At 60.2% G+C, this 1,318-nt stretch carries 1 protein-coding gene; it reads left to right on the top strand.

Going from position 1 to position 1,318, the window contains the following annotated elements:
• Positions 1-86: 86 nt before the first annotated feature.
• Positions 87-1,157: an IS110 family transposase gene (locus ACR9Y2_RS40290; protein ID WP_435047588.1), complete on the top strand. Its 1,071-nt coding sequence runs from the start codon at positions 87-89 to the stop codon at positions 1,155-1,157.
• Positions 1,158-1,318 lie beyond the last annotated feature (161 nt).

Raw genomic sequence — 1,318 nt, 5'->3', positions numbered from 1 at the left:
TTGAATGAATAAGTAGGGGGCTTCCTGCGGCAAAATGCTGAGACCGGCGTGAAGCCGGCTCAGAAACCGAAACGAGGAGAACCCCCATGAATAGCTTGTACTATCTAGGCCTCGACGTGCACAAGAAGACCATCAGCTACTGCCTCAAACTTGTCGACGGCTCCATCGTCGCGGAGGGCACGGTGAGCACACAGCGGAAATCCCTGGAGGCGTGGCTCCGCCAACTGCCGACACCCTGGTGTGGGGCGATGGAGGCAACCCTGTTTACGGGCTGGATCTACGACTTCCTGCTGCCCCATTCCAGGTCGCTTCTGGTCGCGCACCCGGCCATGCTCAAAGCGATTTCGGCATCCAAGAAGAAGAACGACAAAATCGATGCCCGAAAGGTGGCAGACCTGCTGCGATGCAACCTGCTGCCCACCTGCTACATGGCGCCGCCGGAACTGCGGGAACTGCGCCGGCTGCTCCGCTACCGGAGTTTGATGGTGCGCCAGGCGGTCCGCATGAAGAACAAGACAGCGGGCCTGCTGATGGAGGTCGGCGCCGAGTACAACAAAGAAAAGCTCCCTCAACCCGGCTATTTTCGCGACTTGCTGGAGACGGTCGAAGATGTACCCGATTCCGTCAAAGACCTGTTGAGGATCAGCCGCGGCGCAGCCGAGTTGTTCGATGAGGCGCAACGGCGGCTGGTAGCGGGCCTTCTGCGCAATCCGCTTCTCAAGCAGCGCGTCGCACGGCTGAGGAGCATCGGCGGAGTCGGCGAGATTCTGGCCTTGACCTGGGCGGTGGAGGTCGGGGAACCGAGCCGGTTCCCGACGGTGGGGCGTGCTCTCAGTTACTGCGGGCTGACGGGCGCACAGATCAGTTCAGCCGGAAAAGATCAGCGGGCTCCGATTTCGAAACAACGCAACAAACATATACAGACGATTTTGATTGAAGCCGCCAAGGTGGCCCCGCTGTGGAACCCGCAGCTCAAACAGGTGCACGAACGGGAACGAAGCCGAGGGAATGCCAATCGAGCCACGTTGGCCGTGGCTCGGAAGCTGGTGGCTTACCTGTTGGCAGTGGATCGCAGCGGCCAGGAATTCCAGCCGCGCGCGATCGCGGAGAAAGAAACAGGATGCCTGGAGGAGCAGGTTGCAATGCCAGCGCAATAACAACCATTGAAGAACGAACAAAGAATCTGCTGTTGATGAGAGCCAGCACCGGCCGTTCCTCCCGAAATTGGGGACTGCGCGAAGGGCCCGCAAGGTCCGGATGCGCCACACAGGCTGTTTGAGGCCGGCCGGTAGTCCAAACTCAAACTTCCGCGAAGGGC

The organism is Paludibaculum fermentans, from assembly GCF_051172195.1.
GTDB classification, from domain to species: domain Bacteria; phylum Acidobacteriota; class Terriglobia; order Bryobacterales; family Bryobacteraceae; genus Paludibaculum; species Paludibaculum fermentans_A.
This window is presented reverse-complemented; position numbering and strand designations above follow the sequence as displayed.

What these genes read in the sequence shown, in the direction of transcription:
- ACR9Y2_RS40290 (WP_435047588.1), top strand. Translation starts at nt 87, where the DNA reads ATGAATAGCTTGTACTATCTAGGCCTCGACGTGCACAAGAAGACCATC.